The organism is Geobacillus jurassicus NBRC 107829 (genome assembly GCF_001544315.1).
In the GTDB taxonomy this organism is placed as follows: domain Bacteria; phylum Bacillota; class Bacilli; order Bacillales; family Anoxybacillaceae; genus Geobacillus; species Geobacillus jurassicus.
In genome coordinates this window covers 19,148-42,233 of the sequence record NZ_BCQG01000012.1, presented here as the reverse complement: position 1 = coordinate 42,233, position 23,086 = coordinate 19,148, and the positions used below count along the sequence as shown (strand labels likewise).

The 23,086-nt window shown below is 56.3% G+C and carries 25 protein-coding genes; 1 reads left to right on the top strand and 24 read right to left on the bottom strand.

Annotated features, from left to right (window positions below; translation table 11 throughout):
• Positions 1 to 135: 135 nt before the first annotated feature.
• From GJ1_RS04780 to GJ1_RS04750, 7 genes are read right to left on the bottom strand one after another with little or no spacing between them, the layout of a single operon-like run.
• Positions 136 to 1,125, bottom strand: a complete 990-nt coding sequence (locus GJ1_RS04780) for a biotin--[acetyl-CoA-carboxylase] ligase (protein ID WP_066229189.1) — start codon at positions 1,123 to 1,125, stop codon at positions 136 to 138.
• A complete protein-coding gene (locus GJ1_RS04775) occupies positions 1,083 to 2,297 on the bottom strand; it encodes a CCA tRNA nucleotidyltransferase (RefSeq protein ID WP_066229186.1) in 1,215 nt (404 codons plus the stop codon). Before GJ1_RS04775 ends, GJ1_RS04780 begins: the two co-directional genes overlap by 43 nt.
• Entirely contained in the window at positions 2,294 to 3,430 is a 1,137-nt protein-coding gene (gene bshA / locus GJ1_RS04770) for an N-acetyl-alpha-D-glucosaminyl L-malate synthase BshA (protein ID WP_066229184.1), read from the bottom strand. Before bshA ends, GJ1_RS04775 begins: the two co-directional genes overlap by 4 nt.
• On the bottom strand, positions 3,427 to 4,137 hold the full coding sequence (gene bshB1 / locus GJ1_RS04765) for a bacillithiol biosynthesis deacetylase BshB1 (protein WP_066229281.1): 711 nt from the start codon (positions 4,135 to 4,137) through the stop codon (positions 3,427 to 3,429). The genes bshA and bshB1 overlap by 4 nt, the downstream gene beginning before the upstream one ends.
• Before the next feature lie 5 nt (positions 4,138 to 4,142).
• Positions 4,143 to 4,577 (bottom strand): methylglyoxal synthase, encoded by a 435-nt coding sequence (mgsA, locus tag GJ1_RS04760; RefSeq protein WP_066229182.1) that lies wholly within the window; start codon positions 4,575 to 4,577, stop codon positions 4,143 to 4,145.
• Positions 4,578 to 4,607: 30 nt separating this feature from the next.
• A complete protein-coding gene (gene dapB / locus GJ1_RS04755) occupies positions 4,608 to 5,405 on the bottom strand; it encodes a 4-hydroxy-tetrahydrodipicolinate reductase (protein ID WP_066229179.1) in 798 nt (265 codons plus the stop codon).
• Positions 5,402 to 5,737 carry a nucleotide pyrophosphohydrolase gene (locus GJ1_RS04750; RefSeq protein WP_066229175.1) on the bottom strand — a complete coding sequence of 112 codons (336 nt, stop codon included), beginning with the start codon at positions 5,735 to 5,737 and terminating at the stop codon, positions 5,402 to 5,404. Before GJ1_RS04750 ends, dapB begins: the two co-directional genes overlap by 4 nt.
• Before the next feature lie 160 nt (positions 5,738 to 5,897).
• Between GJ1_RS04750 and GJ1_RS04745 the strand changes: the two genes are divergently transcribed.
• Complete coding sequence (locus GJ1_RS04745) at positions 5,898 to 6,770, top strand: YitT family protein (protein ID WP_066229172.1); 873 nt, start codon at positions 5,898 to 5,900, stop codon at positions 6,768 to 6,770.
• A 135-nt stretch (positions 6,771 to 6,905) separates the two neighbouring features.
• Here GJ1_RS04745 and ypjB read toward each other — a convergent pair whose 3' ends face one another.
• From ypjB to trpE, 17 genes are all read right to left on the bottom strand, one after another.
• Complete coding sequence (gene ypjB / locus GJ1_RS04740) at positions 6,906 to 7,694, bottom strand: sporulation protein YpjB (RefSeq protein WP_066229169.1); 789 nt, start codon at positions 7,692 to 7,694, stop codon at positions 6,906 to 6,908.
• Between the two features lie 108 nt (positions 7,695 to 7,802).
• On the bottom strand, positions 7,803 to 8,423 hold the full coding sequence (gene lhaT, locus GJ1_RS04735; protein ID WP_066229167.1) for a lipoprotein heptaprenylglyceryl N-acetyltransferase LhaT: 621 nt from the start codon (positions 8,421 to 8,423) through the stop codon (positions 7,803 to 7,805).
• Between the two features lie 80 nt (positions 8,424 to 8,503).
• Positions 8,504 to 9,268, bottom strand: a complete 765-nt coding sequence (locus GJ1_RS04730) for a menaquinol-cytochrome c reductase cytochrome b/c subunit (protein ID WP_066229165.1) — start codon at positions 9,266 to 9,268, stop codon at positions 8,504 to 8,506.
• 50 nt (positions 9,269 to 9,318) lie between these two features.
• The gene (gene qcrB / locus GJ1_RS04725; protein WP_011231676.1) at positions 9,319 to 9,993 is read right to left on the bottom strand and encodes a menaquinol-cytochrome c reductase cytochrome b subunit; all 675 of its coding nucleotides are present in this window, start codon (positions 9,991 to 9,993) and stop codon (positions 9,319 to 9,321) included.
• A 3-nt stretch (positions 9,994 to 9,996) separates the two neighbouring features.
• A complete protein-coding gene (locus GJ1_RS04720) occupies positions 9,997 to 10,506 on the bottom strand; it encodes a Rieske (2Fe-2S) protein (RefSeq protein ID WP_066229162.1) in 510 nt (169 codons plus the stop codon).
• Between the two features lie 144 nt (positions 10,507 to 10,650).
• Positions 10,651 to 11,106 (bottom strand): YpiF family protein, encoded by a 456-nt coding sequence (locus GJ1_RS04715; RefSeq protein ID WP_066229160.1) that lies wholly within the window; start codon positions 11,104 to 11,106, stop codon positions 10,651 to 10,653.
• An 89-nt stretch (positions 11,107 to 11,195) separates the two neighbouring features.
• Complete coding sequence (locus GJ1_RS04710; RefSeq protein WP_066229158.1) at positions 11,196 to 11,729, bottom strand: ReoY family proteolytic degradation factor; 534 nt, start codon at positions 11,727 to 11,729, stop codon at positions 11,196 to 11,198.
• A 56-nt stretch (positions 11,730 to 11,785) separates the two neighbouring features.
• Entirely contained in the window at positions 11,786 to 13,042 is a 1,257-nt protein-coding gene (locus tag GJ1_RS04705) for a tetratricopeptide repeat protein (protein WP_066229155.1), read from the bottom strand.
• 284 nt (positions 13,043 to 13,326) lie between these two features.
• Positions 13,327 to 14,610, bottom strand: coding sequence for a 3-phosphoshikimate 1-carboxyvinyltransferase (gene aroA / locus GJ1_RS04700; protein ID WP_066229152.1), 1,284 nt, complete (start codon positions 14,608 to 14,610; stop codon positions 13,327 to 13,329).
• Positions 14,611 to 14,636: 26 nt separating this feature from the next.
• Positions 14,637 to 15,740: a prephenate dehydrogenase gene (locus GJ1_RS04695; RefSeq protein WP_066229149.1), complete on the bottom strand. Its 1,104-nt coding sequence runs from the start codon at positions 15,738 to 15,740 to the stop codon at positions 14,637 to 14,639.
• A gap of 86 nt (positions 15,741 to 15,826) precedes the next feature.
• Positions 15,827 to 16,924 carry a histidinol-phosphate transaminase gene (gene hisC, locus GJ1_RS04690; RefSeq protein ID WP_066229146.1) on the bottom strand — a complete coding sequence of 366 codons (1,098 nt, stop codon included), beginning with the start codon at positions 16,922 to 16,924 and terminating at the stop codon, positions 15,827 to 15,829.
• 31 nt (positions 16,925 to 16,955) lie between these two features.
• Positions 16,956 to 17,762, bottom strand: a complete 807-nt coding sequence (trpA, locus tag GJ1_RS04685; protein ID WP_066229141.1) for a tryptophan synthase subunit alpha — start codon at positions 17,760 to 17,762, stop codon at positions 16,956 to 16,958.
• Positions 17,746 to 18,963 (bottom strand): tryptophan synthase subunit beta, encoded by a 1,218-nt coding sequence (trpB, locus tag GJ1_RS04680; protein ID WP_066229137.1) that lies wholly within the window; start codon positions 18,961 to 18,963, stop codon positions 17,746 to 17,748. The genes trpA and trpB overlap by 17 nt, the downstream gene beginning before the upstream one ends.
• A gap of 102 nt (positions 18,964 to 19,065) precedes the next feature.
• Positions 19,066 to 19,707: a phosphoribosylanthranilate isomerase gene (locus tag GJ1_RS04675; RefSeq protein ID WP_066229135.1), complete on the bottom strand. Its 642-nt coding sequence runs from the start codon at positions 19,705 to 19,707 to the stop codon at positions 19,066 to 19,068.
• Positions 19,694 to 20,470: an indole-3-glycerol phosphate synthase TrpC gene (trpC, locus tag GJ1_RS04670; RefSeq protein ID WP_066229278.1), complete on the bottom strand. Its 777-nt coding sequence runs from the start codon at positions 20,468 to 20,470 to the stop codon at positions 19,694 to 19,696. Before trpC ends, GJ1_RS04675 begins: the two co-directional genes overlap by 14 nt.
• A complete protein-coding gene (gene trpD, locus GJ1_RS04665) occupies positions 20,463 to 21,482 on the bottom strand; it encodes an anthranilate phosphoribosyltransferase (protein ID WP_066229132.1) in 1,020 nt (339 codons plus the stop codon). The genes trpC and trpD overlap by 8 nt, the downstream gene beginning before the upstream one ends.
• Positions 21,476 to 23,002, bottom strand: coding sequence for an anthranilate synthase component I (trpE, locus tag GJ1_RS04660; protein WP_066229129.1), 1,527 nt, complete (start codon positions 23,000 to 23,002; stop codon positions 21,476 to 21,478). The genes trpD and trpE overlap by 7 nt, the downstream gene beginning before the upstream one ends.
• Positions 23,003 to 23,086 lie beyond the last annotated feature (84 nt).

Here is a 23,086-nt window from a genome sequence, read left to right as displayed (position 1 = left end):
GAAAAAGGATCAAGGCAGATCATTTCCTTCACCTATTCGTGCTGTCAGCCTCGGTGCAGTTCTTTTCACGAAAGATACTGCCCTTTTCCTCGCTTTGTATTTTAACAAAATTGTCACAATTTTTCTAGTGGCAAATTAGAACTGAATATCGGCCGAATGAATATAATGAATGTTATGCTGCTCATCCTCGAGAATCAGCAGCCCATCGTCGGTGATGCCGCGGGCGATGCCGCGAATCACACCGCTCAGCGTTCTTGCTGTCACCGGCTTGCCGATCGATACGGCGTACCCTTCCCAAAGAAGCTTAATCGGGCGAAAGCCGTGCGCCAAATATTGCTCATACAGCCGCTCAAGCCGCAACAAAATTTCTTGAATGAGCGGCGCGCGCTTCACACGCTCGCCCTTTTCAATGGCCAGCGATGTCGCAATGGCTCGAATGTCCTCTGGAAACTGCTCGATCGTTTGGTTGACGTTGATGCCGATGCCGATGATGACCGAATGGACGCGATCAGGGTCAGCTTGCAGCTCCGTTAAAATGCCGACGCATTTTTTGCCGTCAAGCAAAATGTCATTTGGCCATTTAATGTCTGGGACAAGCCCGGTCACTTCCTGAATCGCCTGGCTAATGGCCACCGCGGCAAGCAGCGTCAACTGCGGCGCCCGCTGCGGCGGGATGGCTGGCCGCAAAATAAGGCTCATCCAAATGCCTGTTCCTTTCGGAGAAAACCATTTTCGGTCCAAACGCCCGCGCCCAGCCTTTTGCTCTTCCGCAACGACAAGCGTCCCTTCCGGCGCCCCTTCATACGCGAGCCTTGCCGCAATGCGTTGCGTTGAATCGACTTCATCAAAAAAATGGATCGTATGGCCAAGCTTTTTCGTTTTTAAGCCGAGCTGGATTTCGTTGGCCGTCACTTTGTCCGGCGTGCTGATAATCCGGTAGCCAAGACGGCGCACTGCTTCGAGTTCAAATCCTTCTTTGCGCAGCTCCTCGATATGCTTCCATACCGCCGCCCGCGAACAGCCGAGCTGTTCGCTGATTTTTTGCCCGGACAAAAACCCGCCGTTCGCCTCGGCAAACAACTCTAACAGTTTTTTTCTTGTGTCCGATTGCGCTCCATGAGCCATGCGTAAATCCGCTCCTTCTCGTTTTCAACTTCGCCGCCAACGACCGCCCGCCAGATGGCGTCAAGCGTCTCTTTCACCCATGGGCCGGCCGGTTTTCCAGTCCAGCGAATGACGTCTTTTCCGTTGACGGCAAGCTCCCCTTTCGTTTTGATCGGCAGCGCCGCAAAGCGGCGGCGGAGCTCCTCATGATGCGGTTCAGGCGGTGCGCCGGTCACCGCGGCGCGCACCGCTTCGACGGAAAGCGCCCGCTTGAGACCGGCCAAAAACAGTTGTTCGTTCGTCCACACCTCCGGCTCCGAGACCTCATCGAGCGCCGCCAAAATAGCGCTGGCTTCATCGATCACTTTATTCGGCAGCTTCCAGCCGCGCAAAAACGGACGGATGTCTTTGACATCAAGCGCGCGGCAAAGAAGCGCCCAGCGCTCTTCGCGCGTCTTCAGCCACGGCCAACAGCAGGCGGCAGCCGAGCGCAGCTGCCGCTCTTTTTCGGCCAATCCCGGCAAATAAGCAAACAGCCCCGTATCGGCCAACAATGGCAACGCTTCGGCAACGAACGGGCCGGCGAGCAGTTTTTCCATTTCCATCGTCATCCGTTCGACAGAAATGTGGGCGAGAAGCGGGGCGTTGGCGACGATCGCCCGCTTCGTGTCCTCGGCAAGCGCAAATCCAAGTTGGCTGACGAAGCGAACGGCCCGCATCATGCGGAGCGCATCTTCGCGAAACCGTTCGTCCGCCGCCCCGACCGTGCAAATGAGCCGCTGTTTAATCGCTTCATGCCCGCCGAACGGATCAATAATCGTCCCGCATTCATCCATGGCGATGGCGTTCATCGTGAAATCGCGCCGCTTTAAGTCTTCCTCAAGCGAACGGACGAACGTCACCGACTCCGGTCGACGGTGGTCTTCATAGTCGCCGTCCGTGCGGAACGTCGTCACTTCGTACGCTGTTCCTTCGTATACGACGACGACCGTGCCGTGTTTCGAGCCGACGTCGATCGTTTTCGGAAACAGGCGCATCACTTCTTCCGGCAACGCGCTCGTCGCAATATCAACATCGCCGATCGGGCGCCCGATCAACAAGTCGCGCACCGCGCCGCCGACAAAATACGCCTCATGGCCATGCCGCTTCAATTGCTGGATAATGCCGAGCGCCTGCTCAAACGGCGGTTTCATCGTTTCACCTTCCTTGCCACAAGCGAAGCGTACAGCTGTTCATACTGTCCGACGATGTCGGCCGAGCGGAACTTGCGCTCGACTGTTTGCGCCGCCTGTCTCGCCATCTCAGCGTGCAGCTTGGGGTTCGTCAAAAGCGCAATCGCCTGTCTTGCCGCCTCTTTGACATCGCCGAGCGGGCATAAAAACCCACTTTTTCCATCCTCAATCACTTCCGGAATCCCGCCGATGGCCGTGCCGATGCACGGGACGCCGCACGCCATCGCCTCAAGCAGCACAAGCCCAAAGCTTTCTTTTTCCGACAAAAGCATCATCACATCGCTGATCGAATACAGCTCTTCGAGTTTGTCCTGCTTACCTAAAAAACGGACGTCCTCTTGCAGGCCAAGCTCCTTGACAAGCCGGCAGACGACGGTCATTTCCGGGCCGTCGCCGACAAGCAAGAGCTTCGCCGGCACGTGCCGGCGCACGACGGCAAACGCGCGCACCACATCGGGCACGCGCTTCACTTTCCGAAAATTGGACACGTGAATGATGACTTTTTCGCTTTCGCCGATGCCGTACTCCCGTCGGAGATGACTTGCTTCCCGGCGGCGGTAGATCCGTTCATCAACAAAATTGTAAACAGTGTGGATCGGCGTTTGCACATCAAGCAGTTCGTACGTCTGCCGGACAAGAGCGTTAGACACCGCTGTGACAATGTCGGACTGCTCAATGCCGAACTTAATCATGTCAGAAAGCGACGGGTCATAGCCGAGCACTGTAATGTCGGTGCCGTGCAGCGTCGTGACGATCGGCAGCTCGCCGACCATTTGCCGCGCCAAGACTGCACAAACAGCGTGCGGAACAGCGTAATGGGCATGGAGCACATCAAGCCGCTCCCGTTTCGCCACCTCGGCAATTTTGCTCGCCAATGCTAAATCGTACGGCGGGTATTGAAAGACGGAATATTGGTTGACGCTGACTTCATGATAATAAATATTGCCGTACACTTTATTCAAACGAAACGGCATGCTCGATGAGATGAAGTGAATCTCATGCCCGCGCTCCGCCAACAGTTTGCCGAGCTCAGTCGCGACCACCCCGGAGCCGCCGACCGTCGGATAGCACACAATCCCGATTTTCAGCTTCATCGTTCCTCCTCAAATAAATTGGTAAGATGAATCGGCGTTTTCGTCAAAAACCCTTCCGCATACGCCGCGCCGATTTGTTGTCCAAACCAGCGTTCGCGGCTTTCAATCATCTCGATGTAGCTGTTGTTGAGGGGGGTATCAACCGAGCCAAGCCGCTTTTGAAACTGGCTTTCGTATGCGCGCAGGCTGGCCAGCTTGTCGCTAATCGTTTCGCTAATATCGATGAGAAAATGCGGGCGGCAAAAGGCATTGATCATATAATAATACACCGCCCGGACGCGGTGCGCATCGCCAAGCTCTCCAGCGCCATAGCGGCGGATGCCGGCGGAAAAGACCGCTTCTTCGACTAAGCGGGCGCATCGCCCGTGGTCCGGATGCCGGTCTTCCCAATACGGGACGAATACAAGGCGCGGCCGGTAGCGGCGGATGACCGCTGTGATCTGGCGGATCGCCTCTTCCTCGACGTAAAGGCCGCGGTCAGGCAACTCGAGATTGAGCCGCTCCGATACGCCAAGCCGACGGGCCGCCTCGGCCGCCTCTCTCTGCCGCTCGTCGACCGTGCCATTGGACGACAGCTCGGCTTGCGTCAAGTCGCAAATAACGGCGCGAAAGCCGCGGTGCACATATTTGGCGATCGTCCCGCCCATGCCGATCTCAACGTCATCCGGATGGGCGCCAAACGCCAATAAGTCGCATCGTTCCATCATCGCTGTCACCTTTCTGTTTCCTTTTCCTCCCCGCCTTTTGTCCGGCCGCGCACGATGCTGCGCCATGCCAAATCGCCGCGCTCCAACGCGCGGACGAGCAGCTCGGCCGTGCCGATATTCGTCGCCAACGGCACGGCATAGACGTCGCAAAGACGCATCAAAGCGCTGATGTCCGGCTCATGCGGCTGGGCGGTGAGCGGATCGCGGAAAAAAATGACCAGGTCCATTTCATTGCGGGCGATCATCGCCCCGATTTCTTGATCGCCCCCGTACGGCCCCGACTGGAAACGGTGAACCGGAAGGCCGGTCGCTTCCTGAATGCGCAAGCCAGTCGTGCCGGTGGCGTACAACTCATGGTTGGCGAGCAGAGGCGCATAGGCGGTCGCAAAGGCGACCATCTCTTCCTTTTTTTTGTCATGGGCGATCAAAGCGATCTTCATCGTTTCCTCTCCCCTTCTAGACTGTCCGCTCTATTCCAAAATATGTTCAAGCCCGTAGACGAGCGTGCGCAAGTGCATCACCGTTTCGACCGCCAGCTTCACCCCGGACATAAACGAGCGGCGATCGAACGAATCGTGGCGGATCGTCAACGTCTGGCCGTTGCCGCCGAAAATCACTTCTTGATGAGCGACAAAGCCCGGCAGGCGGACGCTGTGGATCGGGATGCCGTCGTAAGCGGCGCCGCGCGCGCCGGCAAGCGTCTCCTTTTCGTTCGGGTGGCCTTGCTTTTTCGACGGGCGCACCTCGGCGATGAGCTGGGCCGTCTTCAGCGCCGTTCCGGACGGGGCATCCAGCTTTTGATCATGGTGCAGTTCGATGATTTCCACATCGGTGAAATATTTGGCCGCCATTCGGGCAAATTTCATCATCAACACCGCGCCGACGGCAAAGTTCGGTGCAATGATGGCGCCGATTTCGTTCTCCTCGGCCAGCTCGGTGAGCCGCTCGATCTCTTCTGGCGTAAATCCGGTCGTGCCGACGACCGGACGGACGCCATAACGCAGCGCCAGCTCGGTATGCCGCTTTCCAGCTTCCGGCGTTGTCAAATCGATCAATACATCCGGCTTCACCTCGGTAAAACAACGGGCGGCATCGGTGTAAATCGGGGCATTGACGCCGGAAAACCCGTCGATCTCCGCTAAGTTTTGGCCATCGTGGCGGCGGTCGATGACCGCGGCCAGTTCAAAGTGATCCGTTTGTTGCACGAGCGCGACCGCTTCACGGCCCATGCGGCCGCGCGGCCCCGCGATGACGATGCGAATCGTCATGATCCTTCCTCCTTCCGCGTCCAGCGGTCACGGTCGCGGGTGCGGAACTTATCCATCACCCGGTCGTGCGCCGCCTGCAAATCAATGCCGAGCGAATTGGCAAAGCAAATGAGCACAAACAGCAAATCGCCCAGCTCTTCTTCCACCGTTTTTTCTTTTTCGGTTGCCTTTTTCGGCTTTTCACCGTAGTAATGGTTCACTTCGCGCGCCAGCTCGCCGAGCTCTTCCGTCAGCCGCGCCAGCATGGCGAGCGGGCTGAAATAGCCTTCTTTAAATTGGCTGATATATTGATCCACTTCCTGTTGCATTTGTTTCATCGTTTTCTCCTGCATGGCTTGTCACCTCGCCTGCTTCCATGTTAGCGAAAAGCGGCGCATTTGACAAATGTTTTCGCCCGCTGCCAATTCCGTCCGTTTTCGTCCATCATTGCCTATGCGGACAAGTTCCTCTATAATTAAGGGCGCCGACTATTTTTGCGGACGGAGGGAAGGTATGATTTTCGGACTAAAGGTCAAAAACTGCTTGTTTATTTTGCTTGGCGCCGCCATTTTCGCCTTTGGGCTCGTCCATTTCAACATGCAAAACAATTTAGCGGAAGGCGGGTTTACCGGCATTACCCTTCTTCTTTATTTTTTGTTCGGTTTTGACCCAGCCATCACGAACTTGGCGCTCAACATTCCGCTTTTTTTTATCGGCTGGAAGCTGCTCGGCCGCCAGACGTTTCTCTATACCGTCATCGGCACGGTCGCGGTTTCCGTATTTTTATCCATCTTTCAACGCTACATGATCCATATGCCGCTTCGGCACGACATGACGCTCGCAGCCTTGTTTGCCGGCGTCTTTATCGGCGTCGGCCTCGGCATCATTTTCCGCTACGGCGGCACGACTGGAGGCGTCGACATTATCGCCCGCCTCGTCCATAAATATAAAGGCATCAGCATGGGCAAAACGATGTTTGCCTTTGACGCCACCGTCATCACGTTATCGCTTCTGCTTTACTTATCATACCGCGAGGCGATGTATACGTTGGTCGCCGTCTTTATCGCCGCCCGGGTCATTGATTTTATGCAGGAAGGCGGCTATGCGGCAAAAGGGGCAACGATCATCTCAGAAAAAAGCGAAGAGATCGCCAACCGCATTTTGACGGATATGGAGCGCGGCGTCACCGTACTCAAAGGCCGCGGCTCGTATACGAAGCGCGACCGCGATGTCTTGTATTGCGTCGTCGCCAAAAATGAACTGCCGCGTTTAAAAAACGTCATTATGTCCGTCGACCCGCATGCGTTCGTCGCGGTCACCGATGTGCACGATGTGCTCGGCGAAGGGTTTACGCTCGACGAACAGAAACGGCCGCTCGAACCATGAAAAGCCGCTGGCGCGAAAGCCCAAAACCGGGACAAGCCCGGCAAGCGCCGCTTGGAAATGCCGGGGCGGCGCTTGGGAAAGCTGTGGAAAAACAAAAAGAGAGGGAAACATCCCCCTCGTAAAAAGCGCCGATGCTTAGTCTTCCGGCTGCCGCGCCCGCTTCTCCTCTTTTTCCCCTTTGTACTTCCGCCAGCCGACGTACGTCAGCGTCAATACGATCACCCCGCCGGTCGAAATCATCACCCAAATCAGCGATGGGTCCGCTTCGTCCTTTTTCACCCCGGCAAACAGCGCTTCTAGATCATGCCGCGCATCGGTGAGTTGCTCGCGCTGCTCGCTTTCGCCAAGCTGCCAAAACGAAACGGACTGCAGCTCCTCAAGGTCATCATCCACCTTTATCGCGACCTTCGGCGGCACGTCAATTTTCACGCTCGGCTCAATCAATGTATAGCGGTCAAGCAACTGGCGAAGGGCAGCGGCATACGCTTTCTGCTCACCTTGTTCCGCCGCCTTTTCGACCGCGGCAAACGCCTCCATAACCGCCGGCTCCATTTCCGACCAAAGCGGCTGGTAGGTCGAATGGATGGCGTCCACGACAAGGCGAAATTGAGTGATCGCCGCCACTTTGTCTTCATCGGGGATCGGCGCCGCCATCGCCTTGACCGCCTGCTCGTGCGTCACGGTCACCGCCCGCAATTCATCGGCCGATTTCAACCGTTCTTTCGCTTCAAGAGCGTAAAACCGCTCGGAAAAATAGCGGAGCACTTCTTTTGCTTCGGCAAAACGCCCGTTTTTCGCCAATTGCAGCGCCTCGTCGGAAATATCGTCCAACTGCTCCCAACCGTTTGTTTGTCCGGCCGCGCCAACGGGCGCTGGCCATAAAAAGGCGAGCGACAACAGCATAGCCAGCCCGATTCGCTTCATCATCGTCCCTCCCTCATTCACTATTACAATGTATGAAGGAGTGGACAAGAGTAGACCAGGCAACTGCCAGAAAGCCGCCGCCCAACGTTCCTTCTTGTGTTCAACGCTCTACTCTGCTGCCTGCCGGAAAGACATGCCGCCCGGCAGAAGCGGCTGGCGCCGGAGGCGGACGCCAAGCTGATACGCAACGGCAATCGATGCGATGCTCAACCAAAACGTAAAATAGCCGATTTCGTCGGCGTAGTCAGCCAGCACACTATAGCGCGGCATCATGCCAAAGACGTAGTCGATGACATCGTTATGCAGCGTCCAAACGGCCGCCAGCATAAGGTGAAAAAGGCGAAATCGATAAAACCCGGCATACAGCATTCCTTCGACCGCCATCGCTCCGTGCGAAACGATGAGCATCCAGCCGGCCCAATCGAGCGTGCCGGTGACGCGCCAAACGAGCACATTCATGACGACCGCCCAAATTCCATACTTAACAAGCGTCACCAAAGCCAACGCTTCAAAAAGCGGCGCCGACCTGCCGAAAAGCCATGCCGCAAGGACGACAAGAAAAAAAAGGCTCGCCGTCGGGCTGTCGGGAACAAACGGCAAAAAGACGGGCGGCGTATCGGCAAGTTGATAACGATACCAATAATATCCATAGATGGTGCCGGCCGCGTTGACGAACAAGAGCAGCCAAACAACCGGCCGGGAAGCCAACAGCGCATAAAGCCATGCCATCATCTGCACCTCGCCTCGGTTTCATGTTGGCACGAAAAAAGCTGACTGTGGCAAGTCAGCTTTTTTCGCGCCGAAACGATTTATTCCGCTTTTAAGCCGGCGATGAATTCCGACAATTTTTTCAACTCTTCATCCGTGCCTTTAAAGATGCCAGCCGGCATGCTGCCTTTCCCTTCTCTCGCAATTTTCGCAATTTCTTCTGGCTTCAGGCCGGTACCGATGAGCGACGGGCCAGCGCCGCCGGACAAGTTTTGTCCGTGGCACGATGTACATGTGTTCGCTTGGGCGATTTTATAGCCTTCTGCGTTCGTGTCAATTTTCACTTCCGCCCGAATTTTCCCTTGTTCAGCCGCTTTTTTCCAGTCGTGCGTGACAACCGCTTCCCATGTCAAATAAATCATCGCTGCAAGCGCCAACAGCATCATCCCGGTCGCTACCGGACGCTTCCAGGGACGGCGCTCCGGGCCGCGGTCCAAAAACGGTGCCAAAAGCAACGCAGCAAACGCCAACCCCGGGATGACGATCGCGCCGACGACCGTATACGGACCGGACGCATACGAATATTTGAGCAATTGATATAAGAACAAGAAATACCAGTCAGGCAGCGGCACGTACGTCGTGTCCGTCGGGTCGGCGATCCGCTCAAGCGGCGACGGATGGGCGACCGTCAAGCATAAGAAACCGACGAGAAAGACCGAGCCGACCAGCCATTCCTTGAGCAGGAAGTTCGGCCAAAACACTTCTGTTTTCCCGGGATATTCCGAATAGTCCTTTGGAATATTCGGTTTTCTCACCGCGGGAACACGGGAATCGCCGACGAATTTCATTCCTTTTCCGCGATGCATTGCGTGGTTCCCTCCTTTTTTCTATCGCCTGCAAACGTCGGGCCGACCGATCATAGCGGACCGGAAATGCCTTGTCTGCGAATCATTAAAAAGTGCGCTGCCATTAAGCCGAGCAAAGCCGCTGGCAAGAAGAAGACATGAATGGCAAAGAAGCGCGTCAACGTTTGGGCGCCGACAATTTCTGGGTCCCCGGCTAACAGCGTTTTAATGGCCGGGCCGATGAGCGGCGTCGCTTCCGCAATTTGCAAACCGACTTTCGTCGCAAACAGCGCTTTCATATCCCACGGCAACAAGTAGCCGGTGAAGCCAAGGCCCATCATCACCATGAAGATCAATACGCCGACGATCCAGTTCATTTCGCGCGGCTTTTTATAAGCCCCTTGGAAAAAGACGCGCAGCGTATGTAAAAACATCATGACGATGACGAGGCTTGCCCCCCAGTGGTGCATGCCGCGCACGATTTGGCCGAACGCCACTTCGTTTTGCAAGTAATACACCGACTCCCACGCGTTTTTAATATCCGGGACGTAGTACATCGTCAAAAACATGCCCGACAAAATTTGAATGACTGTGACGAAAAACGTCAGACCCCCGAAACAATAGACAAAGGCGGAAAAATGATGGGCGGGGTTGACGTGTTCCGGAACTTCGTGATCGGCGATATCCCGCCATAAAGGCGTAATATCTAAGCGTTCATCGACCCAGTCATACAGCTTGTTTAACACGCATTACGCCTCCCCTCTTGGTTTCGCCTTGCCTAAGTACAGCTTGCCGTCTTTCACTTTGTACTCGTAACGGTCAAGCGGAGCTTGCGGCGGCGTTCCCGGAACGTTCGTGCCGTCCTTTTCATAGCGCCCGTAGTGGCATGGGCAGAAAAACTGGTTCGGATGCTCTTTGTCCGTGTTCCAGTCAACCGTACAGCCGAGGTGTTTGCAAATCGGCGACAGGGCGATGATCTCCCCCTTGTCCGTTTTATACACCCATGCTGATTTCGGCTCTTCCGACTCGTACCAAGCGTCTTTCACCTTTACTTTGAAATCGAAGCGCTTTGGTTCGGTCGTAATCTCTTTGACGTCCGCTACCGCGACCATTTCCGTCCCCGCTTCGTCCTTCAAGATCGGATCAAAGGCAAAGCGGAGCATCGGCATAAGCATCCCGGCTGCCATAAAACCGCCGACGCCGGTCAGCGTGTAGTTTAAAAATTGACGTCTCGTTACGCGATGTTTGTTGTCGCTCATCGTCTTCCCCCCTCTATGCAAAATCAAGTCCGCACCGGACGATTGTATGTATAACACATATGGAAAACTAGGACATTCTAATGATAGCTCAATTGCCGGACAAGGTCAATATCGCAGGCGGCAAAACGTCGGACTTTGCCTTACTTACCTTTGCGCCCAGCGGCCGACGAGAAAACGGAGCAGCTCGGCAGCCTGCTCTCTGACCAGCTCATGCTTGTACGATTCCTCCATGCTTTCGAGCGGAACAGCCGGGATGAGCCAAACGCGGCTCGCTTCCCCCTCCTCTTGCCACGCACGATCGCATGTCACATAAAACACTTGCCTCATCCCTTCCCGCTCGAGTCGGCTTGTCCAATCCGACAGCCTTTCTACAAGCTGTGCCCGCGGTTCATCGGCGAAATACACAAACGGCGGCAGCAAAAACACCCGCCCCCTTAGCTGCCGCTCGACCTCGGCCGCGATGAGCTGAACAAGCTCCCCGCCGGAAGCGAGCCGCCTCGTTCCTTGGCCGAAAGCCACCGGCAAAAGCGGAAGGAGCGCTGTGTCGATGTAGTCGCGCTCTCGTTCATAGATGGCGACATCTTCTCCTGTCCACTTCATTCGTACTCTCCTTTGCCTTTAAAGTTTATTCCCTCCATCACCATACCATATTTTTCGGCAAAAGAAAAACCTTGCCTGCGGCAAGGCTGTTACAATTTGTTTAATTCGTCGCTCAGGCGGCGGAACTCCTCTTCATCACGGCGGTCAAGCGCCTCATCGATCAGCTTCATGAGCCGCCCGCGGCGAAATTCGTAAATGGACCGCTCCAAAAACTGCTCGGCAAGGCGCTGGTCGTTTTCGCTCACTTGCGCCTGCTTCGGCGCATACGGGTTTTCCTCAAGCACGGCGACATATTGCGGCGAGTGAAAAGAAGCGCGGAAATTCAGTTGAATGTAAATATCTTCGTCGCGGTTTAAACGGATGTCGTGGAACGACTTCTCTGCATCAGTCGTCATGACATTGCCTTTGTAAAAGCGAAACGGCACATCATCAACGCAATGGGTCGACATAATGATGCCGCGCGGGCAATATTGGGCATTCTCGACGAAATGCACCTTTTGCATGAGCTGGTCATGGCTCATCAAATAGTTTAAAATCCAGACACACTCGCGTCGCTTCAACTGATAGTGGCTTAAAAACCAACGGATAAACTCTTTTTTCTCATTGACGGATACGTGTGTCATTGTGCGCTTCCCCCTCGATCGGTTTCCAAGAAAGAGGTATGGCCACCGCTTCTCCCCTACTCTTCGAGCTCAAGCAGCGTCTCCGCCGCCTCCGTATGGGTTGGGTCGAGACGGACGATCTGCTGAAATATTTCTCTCGCCGCCGCCCGATTTCCTTCCTCGATGAGAAAATATCCGTACTCTTCGAGAAAATCAATGTTATGCTTAAAGAAATTATATGCCTCATTGTAATGGTTTAATGCATCGTCATACATCTCAAGTCGATGTTTGGCGCGCCCGAGATCCCATTCAAACTGTGGATCGTACTCGCCATCGGCCATGGCCTGCTCAAGAAGCGCTACGACGTTCTCATAGCGCTGTTCATTTAACCAAAGCGCCGATAAAACCGTGAGCGCTTCAATGTATCCGCCATCGATCTCAAGCGCCTTTTTCAAGTGCTCTTCTGCTTCCTCCGGCTTGTTCAGCTTGAGCGCCAGCTTGCCGGCGTAAAGGCGGAGCTCTTTGTTCCATTCATCGACGCTGATGCCGGCCTGCGCCGTTTCATAGCTTTGCTCAAGCCGCCCTTCCTGCTCATACGCCTTGGCTAAATAAAGGTAAAGCGGGGTGTAGTCCGGATCGAGCTCTTTTAAAGCGCTGAGCTTATCGATGGCCGTTTGCGTATAGCCGGCCTGCAACGCAGTGAATCCGTAGGCGAACAGCGTCCGGCTGTCTGTTTTTTCGTTGAGCGCCTCTTCGTAATGCGGAAGCGCCGCCTCAAACTCACCAGAGCGGCTGAGCGCCTCGGCGATCCGTTCGGTGATGAGGACGCCGGCCATCTCCTTGTTCGTCTTCCGCACTTGTTCATAAAGCGGCACGCTTTTTGTGTATTCACCGTGCGAAAAATACAGCTCGGCCAAAGCAAACTGCACGATCGGCTCGTCAGGGGCTTTCTCGTACGCTTGGCGCAGCTTCCGCTCGCTCACTTCCGCCAACCCTTGCATTTCGTACAAGTCAGCGGCAAGAAGGCACGCGCGGACAAACTGCGGATCGTCTTCATCGATCTCCGACAAAATGGCGAGCGCTTCCTCTTCAGCTTCGAGCTCCGTATACACTTCCGCCAAAAACAGGCGGATGTCGCCGTCGTCCGGATAGCGGGACGCCAGCTCCTCAAGCAGCTCTTTCGCCTCTTCCGGCATTCCCCATCTGTACAAACAGTCGGCGAGCTCATACTTTTCTTCATCACTTCCGTATTTTTTCACTTTGGGCACAAGTTTCAGCGCCTGATCGATGTTTCCGTTTTCCACTAGACGAATGATTTGTTCGACGCGTGTCATGTTTTCAACCCTCTCTTGCAGCAGGCGGCGGACGGCGGAAGACGCCGATCGCCGCCTTTGCCATTCAAAATCGTTATGTACTCTTGCATAGGAACATGAATGATGATAATCGATCATGGCCGTTTCCGCAACCAAACCGCTCGCCGCCTGCGAAGCGCGCCGTTTTTTCGGCCGGCAGCGGAAAATGTATACGCTTTCAAAAAATACGGAGCCATTCCTCTCATTGACAACATATGAACGAGCGAAGCAAAATATGACCGCCCGCCCGCTTGGGGCGGGAGACCTTACAGAAGCGAACGGAGATCGGCAAAAAACGCCGGATAGGAAACCGCGACCGCTTCCGGGCGCTCGAGGCGGGCCGCCCCTTTGGCGATGCAGGCGGCAACAGCGAGCATCATGCCGATGCGGTGGTCGCCATGGCTGTCGACAACGATCCCATCAGCGTAAAGCGGCGTTTTGCCGCGGATGATCATGCCATCATCGGTCGCCTCAATGTCAGCGCCGAATTTTTTCAACTCGGTGACGACCGTATCGATCCGATTTGTCTCTTTCACTTTCAGTTCGCTCGCATCTTTGATGACCGTCGTTCCTTCCGCCTGCGTCGCAAGCAAAGCGATGATTGGAATTTCGTCAATGAGCCTTGGGATCAAATCGCCGCCGATTTCGACGGCTTGGAGCGCCGACGTGCGGACCGTAATGTCGCCGACCGGCTCCGTTTCTTCGTTATGCACATTGTCAATCGCGATATCCGCCCCCATTCGTTCGAGCACATCGATGATGCCGGTCCGCGTCGGGTTTAAGCCGACGTTTTTCAGCGTAATTTCGCTGTTTGGCGCAATGGCGCCGGCGACAAGGAAAAAGGCAGCGGACGAAATATCGCCGGGAACGTAAATATGCGTCCCGGATAGCGGCTGCCTCCCGGCGATGGAAACGGTCAAGCCGTCGACGTTCACCTCGCCGCCGAACAACTGAACCATCCGCTCCGTATGGTCGCGCGAGCGGTGCGGTTCAGTAACGGACGTCACGCCGTCAGCAAACAAGCCGGCGAGCAAAATGGCTGATTTTACTTGCGCGCTCGCCACCGGCGAGTTGTAATGAAGCGGGCGAAGCGCACCGCCGCGGATTGAAAGCGGCGTATAATTGCCCCCATCGCGCCCATCAATATGCGCACCCATTTCGCGAAGCGGCTTCGTCACCCGCCCCATCGGCCGCTTCGCGATCGATTCATCGCCGACAAGGCAGGCGTGAAACGGCTGGCCGGCCAAAATGCCGAGCAACAGGCGCGCCGTTGTCCCGGAGTTTCCGACATCAAGCACGGCGGCCGGCTCGCGCAGCCCGCAGGAGCCGGCTCCTTCCACAACGACGCGCGTCCCGTCCTGACGAATGTCGACGCCGAGTTTCCGGAAACAGTCGATCGTGCTTAAACAATCCGCCCCAGGCAAAAAATGATCAATCACCGTCCGTCCCGAAGCGAGCGCCCCGAGCATGACGGCGCGATGGGAAATCGATTTATCGCCGGGCACTTCAATCGTCCCTCGAAGCGATGATACGTTCGTTGGCAGCTGCATCGAAACCCCTCCACTGTTTTTTGTTGCTACCCTTCATAGATGGCATAATTCGTATGCTGGGCAAGGCACGCTTTCGCCCGCGCCCGATCGTCTTCGCTTTGGAAGCTGAGGCGGAGCACACCGTAAATTTCTTCACGCGTCTCGATGATGCGGATGTTCGTAATGCTGATGTTTTCCTCAGCCAAATAGCCGGTCACTTCGGAAATGACGCCCGGATAATCCGGCACATCGACATACAAATCGTAAAACGACGGAATCGCTCCTTTTGTCCGTGTCGGCAGTCCGTCGCGAAACTGCTTTGCCTCCAAAAAGTAATGGTAAATGGCGATGCTGTTCTCCTCTTCGACAAACGAGCGCAGCCTCTCCATTTCAGCGATCCAGCGGTCAAAGAGCGCAAGCAGTTCATGCTTGTTATGGATGAAAATGTCGCGCCACATTTCCGGATTGCTCGACGCAATGCGGGTGATGTCGCGAAAACCGCCGGCCGCCAGCCGGCTGACGAGGGCGTTTTCGCTCTCATATTCACGCGCCTGATGAACGAGGCTCGCCGCAATCAAATGCGGAAAATGGCTGATCACCCCAGTGATGCGGTCGTGTTCCTCCGGCGTCAAGATGACAAATTGCGCTTTCGTTCCCGCAAGCCACTGTTTCAACGTCTCGACTTGCTTCAGCGGTACATCGTCCGTCGGCGTCAAAATGTAAAAGGCGTTTTCAAACAGATGCGCCCTCGCCGCCGCCACGCCGCTTTTATGCGACCCGGCCATCGGGTGGCCGCCGATGAATACTACGCCATGGTCCAACAGGCGGCGGGCGCCTTGGACGATGCGCTGCTTCGTGCTGCCGACATCGGTGACGATCACGCCGCGCTTCAACCGCTCGAGCGGCATCGACGAAAGAAGCACCTCCGTCTGCATGACGGGAACAGCCAAAACGATCAAATCTGCCTGTTCGTATCCGTCTTCAAGCGAACGGGCAGCTTCGTCGATCACCTTGAGCGAGCGCCCCAAGCCGAGCTGCCGCTCATTGACATCATAGCCGATGATCATCGCCTCAGGATGCGTTTTTTTAATCGCCAGCGCAATCGACCCACCGATCAAACCGAGGCCGACAATGAACACCTTTCCTTCCAACCGTCCCACCTACTTTATGTAAACATGCGCCCGCTGCTTTCAAAAAGCAACGGGCCGGTCTTTCTTATCCATCTCGCCGCGAATCGTCAGGCAAGCTGTTTTTCCCGAAGCAGCTGCGCAATCAGTTCCAACACCCGGTCGTTTTGCTCTTTCGCGCCGACCGTCACACGCACGCCGGTCGGCAAGCCGAGCGCTTTGCCCGAGCGGACGATCACACCTCGCTCCAACAAATAACGGAACACTTCGTCGCCATCCGACTCGAAGTCAATGAACAAAAAGTTCGTTTGCGACGGGTAATATTTCAGGCCATGTTCCTCACAAAAGCGGTAATACCGCTCGAGCTCGGCGCGGTTTCGTTCGACGCAGGCGCGGATGAACGCTTGGTCATCAAGCGCGGCCACCGCGGCCGCTTGAGCGATGGTTGACGTGTTAAACGGCTCGCGCGCCGGCTCTACGGCGCGGATGAGCGCCTCGCTCGCCACGCCGTAGCCGACGCGGAGCGCGGCAAGGCCGTACGCTTTCGAAAATGTGCGCATCACGACAAGCTGCTCGTACTCGTTTAACAGCGGCACCGTTTGCGGATAGTCGGGCGCCGTCACATATTCGTAGTACGCTTCATCCACGACGACGAGCACGTGCGGCGGCACGCGGTCCAAAAAGGCGCGCAATTCCGCTTCGTTCACATACGTGCCGGTCGGGTTGTTCGGATTGCAAACCCAGACGATGCGCGTGTTTTCATCGATGGCCGCAAGCATCGCCTCCAAGTCATGCCGCCCGTCAACAAGCGGCACTTCGCGCACCTCGGCCCGCTCGATGATGGCATTATGGCGATATTGCGGAAACGTCGGCGCCGCCATCACTGTATTTGTTCCCGGCTCTAAAAAGGCGCGGCAAAAAATTTGCACCACCTCATCCGAGCCGTTGCCAAACAGAAGCTGCGTTTCCTTGACGCCAAGATGGTTGGCTACTTTCTCGCGCAACGCGCGGGCGTAGCCGTCCGGATAAACAGCGAGGCGGTCAAGCTCAGCGGCGATGGCCGCTTTTGCCGCTGGCGACGAACCGTACGGATTCTCGTTAGAAGCGAGTTTAATAATATCAGACAAGCCGTATTCCCGCTTGACTTCTTCAATCGATTTTCCCGGCTGGTACGGGGAAAGCCCCTGGAGCGATTCCTTTACTTGCATCGATGTCGCCAACTCCTTCAATTTGGAACTTTTAGCGCGAAGAACACGGCTCCCGAAGCGGCGCAGCAAGCGAACGGGCGTAGGCGGCAAACTCAGCGACAGCCGCTTCCCTTTCGTCCGGCTTCTGCAAACGGAGAGCCAGCTGCTCGACTTTTTGCACGAGAGCGCTGCCGACGACAACACCGTCGCACACCTCTTTTAACATCGCGACTTGCCCCGGCGTCGAAATGCCGAAGCCGACAGCGACCGGGACGCGGCTATGCCGCTTCACTTCACGGAGGAAATCGCCAAGCGTCTCCGGCAGCGTCTCGCGCACACCGGTAACGCCAAGCGAGGAGACGCAATACAAAAACCCTTTCGCCGCCGAAGCGATCCGCTCGATCCGTTGCTTCGACGTCGGCGCGACAAGCGAAATGAGCGGGAGGCCAAATCGTTCGCCAAGTTCGCGGATCGGGCCGCTTTCTTCAAACGGCAAATCGGGAATGAGCACGCCGTCGGCGCCATTTTCCTGCGCTAAAGCAAAAAAGGATTCTTCTCCTAATTGTAACACAGGATTGTAATACGTAAAGAGAATAATCGGAATGTTTACCCCTTTTTTTCGCATCTCGCCAATAAGCTGGATGGCTTTCGGCAGCGTCATGCCTCCATCAAGCGCCCTTGCGGCGGCGCGTTGAATCGTCGGCCCGTCGGCGAGCGGGTCGGAGTATGGCACGCCAAGCTCCAAGATGTCAGCCCCAGCTTCCTCAAGCGCCAAGGCGAGATCAATCGTCACATCGGTAGTCGGATCGCCGGCGACGATAAACGGGATAAATAGCGGCGGATTAACGGACAGCGGCAATGTCTTCACCTTCCTTTGCGCTGAGATGGCGCATCATCGTTTGCACATCTTTATCGCCGCGGCCGGACAGACAAATAAGCACCGTTTCATCCGGCGACATCCCGCGGGCGAGCTCGACGGCTTTCGCCACCGCGTGGGCCGATTCGATGGCCGGAATGATGCCTTCCGTTTGCGCCAACAATTGGAACGCGGCGACGGCCTCGTCATCGGTCGCGCTTTCGTAGCGGACGCGGCCGATGCTCGCTAAATACGCGTGTTCCGGGCCGACGCCGGGGTAATCCAAGCCGGCGGAAATCGAATACGGTTCGAGAATTTGCCCGTACTCATCTTGCAACAAGTAGGTCATCGCCCCGTGGATGACCCCTTTCGTCCCTTTTGTAATCGTCGCCGCATGATGCGGGGTGTCGATTCCTTTGCCGGCGGCCTCAACGCCGACAAGACGGACGTCATCTTGCAAAAACGGATAAAACATGCCGATGGCGTTGCTGCCGCCGCCGACGCAGGCGACGATGACATCCGGCAACTTCCCCTCGCGGGCAAGAAACTGCTCCTTCGCCTCATCGCCAATGATGCGCTGAAACTCGCGCACCATTTTCGGGTACGGATGCGGACCGACGACCGAGCCGATCATGTAAAAATGGTCGTCGCAATGAGCGACCCAATAGCGAATCGCCTCGTTCGTCGCATCTTTCAACGTCCGGTTGCCGCTTGACACCGGCACGACTTCCGCGCCTAACAACTTCATGCGAAACACGTTCAACTCTTGCCGCTTGATATCTTCTTCGCCCATAAAGACGATGCAATCCATGCCGAAATGGGCGGCCACCGTCGCCGCAGCGACGCCGTGCTGGCCGGCACCGGTTTCAGCGATCAGCTTTTTCTTGCCCATCCGTTTCGCCAAAAGCGCCTGGCCAACCGCGTTGTTAATTTTATGGGCGCCAGTGTGGTTTAAATCTTCGCGCTTTAAATAAATTTTCGCGCCGCCAAGCCGTTGTGTCAAATTCGGCGCGAACGTGAGCGGGGTCGGGCGGCCGGAATAATGCTGCAAAATGCGGATGTATTCTTGTTTGAACGATTCATCAGCAAGCGCTTTGTCAAGCTCCGCTTCGATTTCTTCAAGCGGAAGCATGAGCGTCTCAGGAACAAACTTGCCGCCAAAATCGCCAAACCGGCCGTATTCATTCGGAACACATTCGATCATCAAATCCACCTTCTCATTTATAAGGTTGAAAGACAAAGCAACGCTTCTTCAAAAGAGAGCGCTTGCCAGTCGCCTGAGCGGCGCTGTTCTTTTCAATCCGTGTTATTTAGAACAATGTTTCATTTTTTCTTCGATTCGCTTCATCTTCACTGGATCTTTGCGTCCGTCCGTTTCAATGCCGCTGCTGATATCAATGCCATCCGGGCGGTAGACGAGCAGCCGCTCGATATTGTCCGGAGTGACGCCGCCGGCGATGAAGCACGGCACACCTTGGCGGGCCGCCTCTTCCAAATAGCGCGGCACCGCCGCCCAATCAAAGGCGACGCCCGTCCCGCCCCATGCGCCGGCCACGCGGCTGTCGACGACGTAGCCATCGGCGATCCCGGCATACCGCTTCATGGCGTCAAGCGCCCCGTCGCCGTGGTGGATCGCCTTCCAAACCGAAAGCGGCACCGCCTCCTTCACCGCCGCCAACTCCGCCGGCGTTTCCCGGCCGTGGCATTGGATGACATGAAGCGGCAGCTGGGCGGCGACGGCAGCGATTTGCTCGGCAGGCGCGTTGACAAAGACGCCGACAAGCCGTTTGGCGCCAAGCTCATGCGGCGCAAGCCATTGCTGCACTTCGCTTGGCGAAACTTTCCGCTTGCTCTCAGCGAAAATAAAGCCAAGGTAGTCGGCGCCGCTGGCGATGGCCACTTGCACGTCTTCAGCGGAACGGTTGCCGCAATATTTAAGCCGAACCATCGCCATCTTCCTCTCCGAACAGCCGATAGACCGCCCGCTCCACATCGTCTTGGCGCATGAGCGACTCACCGACGAGCACCGCCTGTGCTCCGTACGACTGAACCGCCTGTACGTCGTTGTAAGAACCAATCCCGCTTTCGCTGACGATGACGCACGACGGCGGAACGAGCGAAGCGAGGGCTTTCGTCGCCTCCAGCGTCGTCACAAACGTATGCAAATCGCGGTTGTTGATGCCGACCACTTCCGGCGTAAATCGATCCAAAATGCGCTCAAGCGTCTCTTTCGCATGCACTTCAACCAAACATTCAAGCCCCAAACTGTACGCTTCGTTATACAGCGCTTCAAGCGTTTCCGGCGGAAGCGCCTCGCCGATCAACAAAATCGCATCTGCTCCGAGCCGAGCGCTTTCTTCGACTTGCCGGCGGTCGATGATGAAGTCTTTGCGCAAAACCGGGAGGTCGACCGCTTCTTTCACCGCCCGCAAATAGGAGCGGTGTCCTTGGAAATACCGTTCATCCGTCAGCACGCTGATCGCGTCGGCGCCGGCGCGTTCATACGCTTTCGCGATGGCCACCGGATCAAAATCGGCGCGAATCACGCCTTTTGACGGCGACGCTTTTTTCACCTCGGCGATCAAGCCAAGCGCCCGCCGCGGCTGGCGAAGCGCCGCCGCAAATGGACGGCGCTTCCGCTTTGGCAATGGCTCCGGCAGCGTCAATGTTTCCACTTCTTCCCGTTTCGTCGCCAAAATTTGCTCAAGCATCATGAACCACTTCCTTTGCCCGGAGGCGCTGCAATTGTTCGTACGCAGCGTTGGATAAAATGGCGTCTTTTGCCATCACTACTCCGTCAGCGATCGTCCTCGCTTTTCCGGCAACATACAAGGCAGCGCCGGCGTTCAGCGCCACGATATTGATGGCGCTCTCCGGCGCCGTTCCCGCCATCACCGCTTCAAGAAGCGCAGCGCTCTCTTCCGGATCGCGCACTTGCACGTCGGCGAGCGCGCCGCGCGGCAAACCGACATCTTCCGGCGCGAGGACGAAGCGGCGGATCGAGCCGTTTCTCAGCTCCACAACATCCGTTTCCGCCGCGATGCTGCATTCATCAAGCCCGTCGCGCCCGGTGACGAACAAAACGTGCTCCGAGCCGAGACGGTGCATCGCTTCCGCCAGCTTTTCGGCGTAGCGGGTCGAATAGACGCCGACGACTTGCCGTTTGCAGCGCGCCGGATTGGCGAGCGGACCGATCAAGTTGAAAACGGTGCGGAAACCGATTTCCTTCCGCGGCCCGGCGGCGTGTTTCATCGCCGCGTGATAGAGCGGGGCGAACAAAAACGCCAGCCCTTTCGTCGCCAACGCCTGTTTGGCGGCAGTCGGCGACGTTTGAATGTCAATGCCGAGCCGCTCGAGCACATCGGCGCTGCCGCTTTTTGAGGAAACAGCGCGGTTGCCGTGCTTGGCGACTTTGACGCCGAGCGATGAAATGACGATCGCCGCGGCGGTGGAAACGTTGAATGTCGCCGCCCCGTCGCCTCCCGTTCCGCACGTGTCGATGACATCATCGCCGGCTTCGATGGAGGTCATTCGATCGCGCATCGCCCGCACAAATCCGACAAGCTCATCGACCGTCTCTCCACGCAGACGGAGCATGGACAACAGGCTGGCGATCTGGCTGTCCGTCGCCTCTCCGGACATGATCACATTCATTGCCGCATACGCTTCGCTTTCCGTCAACGCTTCCCCTTCCGCACATTTTGACAGCAACTGCTTTAACATATAACTCTCTCTCCTTTGGCAAATAATCGTTCCGCTTGTTCAATCGCGTTCATCAAAGCGCTCGCCTTATTGCGCGTTTCCTTCCATTCGAGTTCCGGAATCGAGTCGGCGACAATGCCGGCGCCGGCTTGCACATAGGCATAGCCGTCTTTAACGACAGCCGTCCGGATGGCAATGCACGAATCGATGTTACCGTCAAACCCGATATAGGCGATCGCTCCGGCATACAACCCCCTCGCTGTCGGCTCGAGCTCTTGCAAAATTTGCATCGCCCGCACTTTCGGCGCCCCGCTCACCGTCCCAGCCGGAAACGCGGCAAGAAGCGCGTCGATCGGGTGAACGTTGTCGTTCAGTTCACCGACGACTTTGGAAATTAAATGCATCACGTGTGAAAACTTGCCGATCTCAAGCAACATCGGCACCTCGACCGTGCCGTACTTGGCGACCCGGCCGATGTCGTTGCGCGCCAAATCGACAAGCATATAATGCTCGGCCCGCTCTTTCGGATCATGGTACAGCTCATCAGCAAGTTTCGCATCTTCCTCTGGAGATCGGCCGCGCCGCCGTGTGCCGGCGATCGGGTCGATTTCGACGCGCCGATGGCGCACTTGAATGAGTTTTTCCGGCGAACTGCCGACAATTTCCGCATCGTCCAGCCGGAAATAAAACATGTACGGCGATGGATTGATATGGCGAAGAAGCCGATAAATGGCGAACCCGCCAACATGGACAGGCACCGAAAAGCGCTGCGACAAGACGGCTTGAAACACATCGCCGGCCGCGATGTACTGTTTCACGGCCTCAACATCGCGCAAAAACTGTTCTTTGTCATAATTGGACGCCGCTTTGGCAAACGAGGCGGCCCGCCCCGATTCGCCTTCCGCCGGCAAGAGCGGCTGCTCGGTGCGAACGCGGGCCGCTCTCGCCGCGAGATCGGCCATGCGCCGTTCGGCCGCGCGGTACGCTTCGATTTTCTCTTCCTCTGTTTCATTGCCGCACAACCGAATGTAGTGAATGAGCAGCAGCTCGCGCTTTTGATGGTCAAACGCAAACAGCGATTCGCAAAACACGAAATAACCCGCTTTCATGGGCACATCGCAGTTTTTATGGCGCGGCACTTTCTCGATGGCGGAAATGAAATCATACCCTAAAAAACCAACCGCGCCGCCTGTGAACGGCACTGTCCCGACGAGCGGCTTGACGGCAAGCATCCGCTCGGCCCATTGAAACGCTTCTTTCAGCGTCGGCGCCGTGATTCGTTCCACCCCGTTTTCGTCTTTCACCGAAAACGTTTCTCCTGTTTCGCTTTCGAGCGTCAAAAACGGCGCCACACCGATGAACGAATAGCGCGCCCACGGCGATTCGTCATCCTTGCTTTCAAGCAAAAACACCGCTTCCTCGCGCAAATTGGCAAAAACACCGAGCGGTTCAATAACATCGGCTAAAAATTTGCGCACAATCGGGATGGTGCGAAATTCGTTCGCTTCCGCCAAAAAAGCGGCGAGCTCATCAGCAGACATCGCTTCTCCTCCCTTTCGTGATCGACGGGCGAAGAATGAGGGTTTATGAGGCGAAACAATGGGGAAAGAAAATGCCCAAAGACG

Excerpts from the sequence above, each read along its gene's own strand:
- GJ1_RS04675 (WP_066229135.1), bottom strand. The coding sequence starts at position 19,707 with ATGGTTCGGCTTAAATATTGCGGCAACCGTTCCGCTGAAGACGTGCAA.
- GJ1_RS04715 (WP_066229160.1), bottom strand. The coding sequence starts at position 11,106 with ATGAAGTGGACAGGAGAAGATGTCGCCATCTATGAACGAGAGCGCGAC.
- aroA (WP_066229152.1), bottom strand. The coding sequence starts at position 14,610 with ATGCAGCTGCCAACGAACGTATCATCGCTTCGAGGGACGATTGAAGTG.
- GJ1_RS04780 (WP_066229189.1), bottom strand. The coding sequence starts at position 1,125 with ATGGCTCATGGAGCGCAATCGGACACAAGAAAAAAACTGTTAGAGTTG.
- GJ1_RS04705 (WP_066229155.1), bottom strand. The coding sequence starts at position 13,042 with ATGACACGCGTCGAACAAATCATTCGTCTAGTGGAAAACGGAAACATC.
- dapB (WP_066229179.1), bottom strand. The coding sequence starts at position 5,405 with ATGACGATTCGCATCGTCATCGCGGGGCCGCGCGGCCGCATGGGCCGT.
- trpE (WP_066229129.1), bottom strand. The coding sequence starts at position 23,002 with ATGTCTGCTGATGAGCTCGCCGCTTTTTTGGCGGAAGCGAACGAATTT.
- trpC (WP_066229278.1), bottom strand. The coding sequence starts at position 20,470 with ATGCTTGAGCAAATTTTGGCGACGAAACGGGAAGAAGTGGAAACATTG.
- hisC (WP_066229146.1), bottom strand. The coding sequence starts at position 16,924 with ATGCAAGTAAAGGAATCGCTCCAGGGGCTTTCCCCGTACCAGCCGGGA.
- GJ1_RS04710 (WP_066229158.1), bottom strand. The coding sequence starts at position 11,729 with ATGACACACGTATCCGTCAATGAGAAAAAAGAGTTTATCCGTTGGTTT.
- bshA (WP_066229184.1), bottom strand. The coding sequence starts at position 3,430 with ATGAAGCTGAAAATCGGGATTGTGTGCTATCCGACGGTCGGCGGCTCC.
- mgsA (WP_066229182.1), bottom strand. The coding sequence starts at position 4,577 with ATGAAGATCGCTTTGATCGCCCATGACAAAAAAAAGGAAGAGATGGTC.
- GJ1_RS04720 (WP_066229162.1), bottom strand. The coding sequence starts at position 10,506 with ATGAGCGACAACAAACATCGCGTAACGAGACGTCAATTTTTAAACTAC.
- GJ1_RS04745 (WP_066229172.1), top strand. The coding sequence starts at position 5,898 with ATGATTTTCGGACTAAAGGTCAAAAACTGCTTGTTTATTTTGCTTGGC.
- GJ1_RS04730 (WP_066229165.1), bottom strand. The coding sequence starts at position 9,268 with ATGCATCGCGGAAAAGGAATGAAATTCGTCGGCGATTCCCGTGTTCCC.
- GJ1_RS04750 (WP_066229175.1), bottom strand. The coding sequence starts at position 5,737 with ATGCAGGAGAAAACGATGAAACAAATGCAACAGGAAGTGGATCAATAT.
- trpB (WP_066229137.1), bottom strand. The coding sequence starts at position 18,963 with ATGATCGAATGTGTTCCGAATGAATACGGCCGGTTTGGCGATTTTGGC.
- trpD (WP_066229132.1), bottom strand. The coding sequence starts at position 21,482 with ATGTTAAAGCAGTTGCTGTCAAAATGTGCGGAAGGGGAAGCGTTGACG.
- bshB1 (WP_066229281.1), bottom strand. The coding sequence starts at position 4,137 with ATGATGGAACGATGCGACTTATTGGCGTTTGGCGCCCATCCGGATGAC.
- ypjB (WP_066229169.1), bottom strand. The coding sequence starts at position 7,694 with ATGAAGCGAATCGGGCTGGCTATGCTGTTGTCGCTCGCCTTTTTATGG.
- GJ1_RS04775 (WP_066229186.1), bottom strand. The coding sequence starts at position 2,297 with ATGAAACCGCCGTTTGAGCAGGCGCTCGGCATTATCCAGCAATTGAAG.
- lhaT (WP_066229167.1), bottom strand. The coding sequence starts at position 8,423 with ATGGCATGGCTTTATGCGCTGTTGGCTTCCCGGCCGGTTGTTTGGCTG.